6 protein-coding genes, 1 tRNA gene and 1 pseudogene are annotated in these 6,220 nt (G+C 64.1%); 2 read left to right on the forward strand and 6 right to left on the reverse strand.

Annotated elements, in window-relative coordinates; all coding sequences use genetic code 11:
* Positions 1-35 precede the first annotated feature (35 nt).
* The gene (locus JC607_RS17280; RefSeq protein WP_198838140.1) at positions 36-815 is read left to right on the forward strand and encodes a PAS domain-containing protein; all 780 of its coding nucleotides are present in this window, start codon (positions 36-38) and stop codon (positions 813-815) included.
* A 46-nt stretch (positions 816-861) separates the two neighbouring features.
* Here the strand turns inward: JC607_RS17280 and JC607_RS17285 are convergent, their stop codons facing one another.
* The 5 genes and pseudogenes from JC607_RS17285 to JC607_RS17305 form a co-directional block, all read right to left on the reverse strand.
* On the reverse strand, positions 862-1,383 hold the full coding sequence (locus tag JC607_RS17285; RefSeq protein WP_370584857.1) for an N-acetyltransferase family protein: 522 nt from the start codon (positions 1,381-1,383) through the stop codon (positions 862-864).
* A complete protein-coding gene (locus JC607_RS17290; protein ID WP_198838141.1) occupies positions 1,380-2,000 on the reverse strand; it encodes a GNAT family N-acetyltransferase in 621 nt (206 codons plus the stop codon). The genes JC607_RS17285 and JC607_RS17290 overlap by 4 nt, the downstream gene beginning before the upstream one ends.
* A gap of 143 nt (positions 2,001-2,143) precedes the next feature.
* A complete protein-coding gene (rpmA, locus tag JC607_RS17295) occupies positions 2,144-2,413 on the reverse strand; it encodes a 50S ribosomal protein L27 (protein ID WP_092897840.1) in 270 nt (89 codons plus the stop codon).
* 84 nt (positions 2,414-2,497) lie between these two features.
* Positions 2,498-2,872 (reverse strand): annotated as a pseudogene (gene rplU, locus JC607_RS17300) (50S ribosomal protein L21); the annotation flags it as partial.
* A 255-nt stretch (positions 2,873-3,127) separates the two neighbouring features.
* Entirely contained in the window at positions 3,128-4,129 is a 1,002-nt protein-coding gene (locus tag JC607_RS17305) for a DUF2059 domain-containing protein (protein ID WP_198838142.1), read from the reverse strand.
* A 282-nt stretch (positions 4,130-4,411) separates the two neighbouring features.
* Between JC607_RS17305 and JC607_RS17310 the strand changes: the two genes are divergently transcribed.
* Positions 4,412-4,501 (forward strand) — tRNA-Ser (locus JC607_RS17310).
* A gap of 727 nt (positions 4,502-5,228) precedes the next feature.
* Here the strand turns inward: JC607_RS17310 and JC607_RS17315 are convergent.
* Positions 5,229-6,220 (reverse strand): IS3 family transposase gene (locus JC607_RS17315; protein ID WP_198838143.1). Its coding sequence is split into 2 segments (ribosomal slippage), with 993 coding nucleotides annotated over them: positions 5,229-6,079 and positions 6,079-6,220; the frame shifts between segments, so codons are not numbered across the junction. This gene is flagged as partial in the annotation.

Genomic DNA, 6,220 nt, shown 5'->3' on the forward strand with positions numbered 1-6,220 from the left:
CCGGGTCCGCCCGGCCTTTGGTGCAGGAGGCGGGTTTGACACAGGATCTCTTTAACCTCGGACTGGCACGGCGCGACCCGGCTGAAGAGGCACGCTTTATCAGCCTGCAAAGGGTGCGCGGCTATTGGGAAGGGCTGATCGGGCCCGGCGGCGCGCTTCCGGGGCCGGCGGCGCTGGATCCGCGCGGGCTTTTGCCGGCGCTGGAGGATGTGTTCCTGGCCGAGCGGATCGGCGAGGGGCTGTTGCGACTGAGAATCGCCGGGCGCCGGGTCTCGGCTCCGGCCGGGGTCGATATGCAGGGGCTGCCGCTTTCGGCGATGTTCCTGGCCGAGGCACGGCCAGCGCTGGCCCATACAGTAGAACGGGTCTGCAATCACAATTCACTCGTGACGATGGAATTGCAGGCGGAAGGCGGCTTTGGTCGCCCGGCGCTGACGGCACGGCTTTTGCTCCTGCCGCTGGCAGCACCGTTGCGGGGCCAGCCGACGGTGCTCGGATGCCTCTCGACCCTGGGTGAGACCGGCCGTGCGCCGCGTCGGTTCATGGTGACAGCTGTGGTGGAAGAACGGCTGGGCCAGCGGATCAGATCAGCCTCTGCCGCGCCGACGCATTCAGTCACCCTGCCGGATTTTGGCCAGAGCGCTTTGGCGCAGGCCCGGAACAACCAGACCGAAGAGCGGGTCCCGGATTATATCTTCGCGGAAAAACCTGCCGATTTTACTGCAGCCCCCCTCGGGGAAGGTGCGGGCGGCGAGGCTCAGGCGACAGAACCTTCGGCACGGCCAAAGCTGCGCCTGGTGCATTCGTCAGACTGAAACACGCGGGCAAAGACAGATCAGCGCCGGGCGACCTGCCCGGCCGTCAGCCTGCTGCAGGGGTTTCGCACTGATCCAGTTGCAGGCTCATGAAGTGCAGATCGAGCCAGCGGCCGAATTTCTGCCCGACCTGGGGCATCACCGCGCCTTCGCTGAAGCCGAGCTTGCGGTGCAGCGCCAGCGAGGCGGTGTTTTCCGCCTCGATCCCGGCAATCATCACATGCAGGCCTTGTGCACGGGCGCGGGTGATCAGCGCCTCCATCAGCGCATGGGCAAGGCCAAGCCCGCGATACGCGACGCCCACATAGACCGAGTGTTCCACCGTCAGCCGATAGCCGTCAAAGGCCCGCCAGGCACCGTATGAGGCATAGCCGGTGACCCCGCCATCTTCGGCCTGCGCCACCAGCACCGGGTAGCCCGCTGCGCGCCGGGCCGCCATCCAGTCGATCCGGTTGGCCGCATCCACCGTCGCCTCGTTCCAGATCGCGGTGGTGTGGAGCACGGCGTGATTATAGATCTCCGCGATGCCCGCAGCGTCATGGTCAAGGGCATCGCGGATCTGCATCATTTCACCATTTTGCGGATATAGGTCCAGGTCGGCACAATCGCATTGCGCGCGACCGAAAACGCCTCGGCATCGCCGAGATATTCGAACCCCGCATTGGTCAGCACACGGGCCGATCCGGGATTGTCCTGGAACACTTCGGCGAAATAGGTGCTGTCTTCCAGAGGATTGGCCGCGACCAGCGCCCGCACCGCCTCGGAGGCGATGCCGGTATTCCAGAACACCGGCGCGACCCAATAGGCGACCTCGGACTGGCCGGAGCGGCCTGCCTTCACTTCCATCGGTTTGAGGCTGATCACCCCGAGAAGCTCGGACAGACCGTGTGCGGCCCCGTCCATCACCCAGACCGAGCCAGGCCGGTCATGGTTCATCGACCGGTTGACATAGGCCTCGGCGGCGCCGGGCGGGAATGGGTGCGGGATGTTCTGCGTCGCATCGGCCACGCGCTTATCGCCGGCGTAATGCGCGATCAGACCGGCGTCAGATGCCCGGACCGGGCGCAGGATAAAGCGCCCCGCCGCGATCTGCCGGTCACTGACCCCTTCCACTGAAGCCGCTGCCGCAGCGATTCCCTTGCCGGCGCCGTAAGGCCCCGGGCTGCGGATCGTCTCGAATTCCATGGCTTCCCTCCTGCTCGAAGCTCATGTGGGTATCAGATCCTCGTTCTCCCATAGCCGCCGGGGCTTTTCCACGGCGGAAATAAGAAAAGGGACCGGCTTTTACAGCCGATCCCTCCGATACATCTGATATGTAAAGGTTCGGCTTACTCGGCCGCCTCCGCAACGGGAAGCACCGAAATAAAAGTGCGGCCCTTGAGGCCCTTGCGGAATTTGACCGCGCCTTCGGCAACCGCATAGATCGTGTGGTCACGGCCCATGCCAACGCCTTCACCCGGGAAGAAGGTGGTGCCGCGCTGACGCACGATGATGTTGCCCGGAATGACGGCCTGGCCGCCATAGAGTTTCACACCAAGGCGACGACCAGCCGAGTCGCGACCGTTGCGGGACGAACCGCCTGCTTTTTTCTGTGCCATGGGGGATTACTCCTCTGCAGCAGCGGCCTTGCGGGCGCGCTTCGGTTTCTCGGCAGCTTCCGGAGCAGCCTTGGCAGCCCCCGGGGCTTCATGAGCGGTGCGGCGCGCATCAGCGGTGCCGGTCGCAGCTTTGACGCCCGACTTGTCAGCGCCGGCGGCGAGAACTTCGGTCACGCGAACCAGCGTCAGGTGCTGACGGTGGCCTTTGGTGCGCTGCGACGAATGCTTGCGGCGGCGCTTGACGAAGTGGATGGTTTTCGGGCCTTTGATCTGGTCGATCACTTCAGCCTGCACAGCGGCGCCGGCCACGAAGGGCACGCCGACGGTGCTGTCCACCATCAGGATTTCGTTGAACTGGATTTTTTCACCAGCGACGGCATCAAGCTTTTCCACGCGCAGAACGTCACCCGCCTGCACTTTATATTGCTTGCCGCCTGTTTTCAGGACCGCAAAGGTCATAATCTGTCTTCCTTCATTGCCCGCGTCCTGTGGCCCCTCCGGCCCGTAGCCGGCCTTTGGTGTTCATGGGTTTCCCCGCCTTCGGACAGCGCATCCGTCACCGGATGATGTTCAAAAAGAATCCGCCCCTGGATTCGCACCCTGGGGAAGATGTGCGCTTATGATCTGCATCGGCCATCGCGTCAAGTCATTCAGCGGCCCCGGCGCGGACCCGAGTGGATTGCGTCCGGCCCCTGCCCGTCTCAGATCGGTGGCTCAGATCCGCGCGCCACGCAACACCTGCCCCGCCTCGTGACCCAGCTCCTGCATCACCACCCGGAAGGTCTCACCATAGGCGGTGAACAGCGCCTGGTTCAGCGCCCTGCCGCTCTCGCTTTTGCTGAAGGCGAGGAATTGCTCCAGCTCGGCGTCACTGAGCGGTGCATAGGCCTCGGTCATGAAGGCCAGAAGCCAGGAGGTGGTGCTGGCCCGGATCTCGGCCTCCTGCGCCCAGACCTGGGCCATCCGGTCGGCTTCCGGCAAGCGTTGCTCCGGCGGCAGCGTGGCGGTGAGCGCCTCGTTGAAAGCCGCCGATCCGGTGAGACCCGAGGCGACATTCCCTTCGATCAGATCCGAGGCTTCGATCAGATTGCGGATCAGCTTAAGCCTTGGCGCACGCGCATCGCGCAGCTTGCCGGCGGCGACCTCGGCGGCCTCTTTGCTGTCCGGATCCAGCAGCACCTCGCGTGCGGCGATCTCGCGCGCCACAATGGCCTTGCCGGTCGGAGAGGAAAAGAACGCAACCGCATCGGCCAGAACCTCAGGCTTGCCTGCCAGCGCCTCGCTCAGCGCCTGCGAGAACCGCGTCCGCAGGACGTCCGGCTGATAGATCCGCGCCACACTGGCCTGCCAGCGAAGACCACCTTTGCCCCCGAGCAGGCCCTGATCGAGCCCCTCGCCATATCCGTGCCCCTCGCGCGCGATCACCCCGAACAGCGCGTCCAGTCCGAGGCTCTGCTCCAGAGCCGCCACCGTCGCGCCCTGAGCAGCCGTTTCCTCTCCGGTGGTTTGCTCGGCGGGTGTGCGTTCTGTGGGTACCTGCTCTGTGGGCGCCCCACCATGTGCCTCGGCACGCGCCGCAAAATTGCCTCCCGGCATGGGCAAGATCGCCATCAGCGCGGCGAAAGCGGCCACTTGCGGCCAGCTTCGGGACGGATAAGCCAGGCCCTGGCCCGGATGCCTGACCGCCAGACCTCGCCTTCCCTCATTGCGCTGCATCCCGCTTCTCCCGTTTGCCGGTTTCAGAGGCAGCCTAAGCATCGCCGGGCCAGAGGCCAAGTGGGGGATCGCTCAAACCTGCGTGCGCCGCCTGAGCCAGGTCAGCGGGCCTCGCATAACACAAAGCCCCGCTGATCTTGCTCGGGCCGCGCGCCATCCAACCCAGCCGCTCCCTGTTTTCCGCCCTAAACGTTCATCCTGAAAAAATCCTGTCGAAACGGGCTTGCGCTTCCCGAAACACGAAGCTAAACCCCGCCTCCATAGACGACCCCCAGAAAGCGCGGAGAGGTGCCGGAGTGGTCGATCGGGGCGGTCTCGAAAACCGTTGTAGGTTTGCGCCTACCGTGGGTTCGAATCCCACCCTCTCCGCCAATCCATTCATGTATGATATTGATTTCGTTAAGAAAATCAGACGATCGGCTAAGTCATACACACATAATACACAGTTTGTTTTTCGGCAGGCGACCCCCTGTTGCAATCGGTTTCACCCTCGGGCGAGGAACTGGATTCGCCAGCGAGGCCGGGCCAGCGGCCCCCAATCCGAAAACTCAAGGAGAGGCCCGCCAGAGGCCCTTCCCGTGTCCAGATAGGGGCCGAAGTAGCAGGCGGAGGCAAGAAGCCCCCTGCACAGCGCGCTCCGCGCGCGTGACGGACAGGCAGGGCGAAGCCCGGCGGGGATAGCCTTCTCCCGGCGGGGGAAGCCCTTTCGACGAGAACCTTCGACGAGAAACCCGGGATAGCCAGCGGACTTGCGAGGCGCGGCAGCGCCGATGCGCAGCGAAGCTTCTTGCAAGTATGTGTCTTGCAAGTATTCCAGTAATAGTATTTGGGGTCGGTTTCGCCCCCCCCCTCTAAGGTAAAACCGCCCCCCCCCTACGGCCAAACCGATCCCCTTTTGCAGTGCGGGGCGTTCAGCCCTCCCCGCTGTTTTTGCTGAACACCGTGAAGAATTGCTTGGTGTTGGGCCACCGGCCCCGGTAGCGAACGTGATTCCCCTCGGGGGCCTCCCAATCCTCAATCGTCTCTACCAACTCTAGGAAGCTGCGGTGCTCTGTTCCCCTGGTCTGGACCGCCGCGCGCTTGAGTTTCGCGGCTCGGGTCACGGGGGCGGGCTGGTTGCGCCACCGGGAATGTGCAGGTCGATCGGTACGTTGTATCCGATCGCGCTGTGGGGTCGGACCTCGTTGTCGTCCCTGCGCCAGGCCTCCACCTTTTCGCGGGCATCGGCAAGATCCATGACCCAGTGGGCGTTCAGGCATTCTGACCGCAGCTTGCTGTTGAACGCTTCGATGAAGCCGTTGTCCGTGGGTTTGCCCGGCCGGGAGAAGTCCAGCGTGACATCGTTCGCATAGGCCCAGAGATCGAGGTCGCGGGAGATAAACTCGCTGCCGTTGTCCACCCGGATCGTCTGCGGGCAGCCGATGTGCCGGCAGACCCTTTCCAGGGTCTGAACCACATCCTCGCCCCGACAGGCGAACCGTGGATCCACCGCCGGGCAATAGCGCGAATGGATGTCCACGATGGTCAGGATCCGCAGTGTCTTGCCCGGAGCGAGCTGGTCGTGAACGAAGTCCATCGCCCAGACCTCGTTCGGTCCGGCCGCCTCCTTGCGGTCCTCGCGCAGCCTGGCCTTCACCCGGCGCTTGGGGTGCCTGTTGCGCAGTTGCAGACCCAACTCATTGTAAATCCTGCGCGTCTTCCTGATGTTCACCTGCCAGCCCTCCCATCGCAGCAGCACATGGATGCGCCGGGAGCCATAGCGCACACGCGTCTCGCAGATCTCGCAGCTCTCGCGGATCCGCAGTTCAAGGCCGGCCTGCCCGGTGCGACGGGATTTGTAATGGTAGCTCGAGGTGTCGAACCGCAGTGCCTGGCAGGCCCTCCGGATCGGGACACCCCAGTCAACCAACAACCCGTCGACAAGCTTGCGCGTCCGGACAGGCCTCAGAGCTTTCGCCGGATCACGTCCTGCAATATCTCCCGATCCAGCGTCAGATCGGCGACAATCTTCTTCAGCCGCGCGTTCTCGTCCTCAAGCGCCTTCAACCGCCGCATCTCGTCCGGCAGCAACCCGCCATACCGCTTCTTCCA

The organism is Paracoccus sp. IB05 (assembly GCF_016405985.1).
GTDB lineage: Bacteria > Pseudomonadota > Alphaproteobacteria > Rhodobacterales > Rhodobacteraceae > Pseudogemmobacter.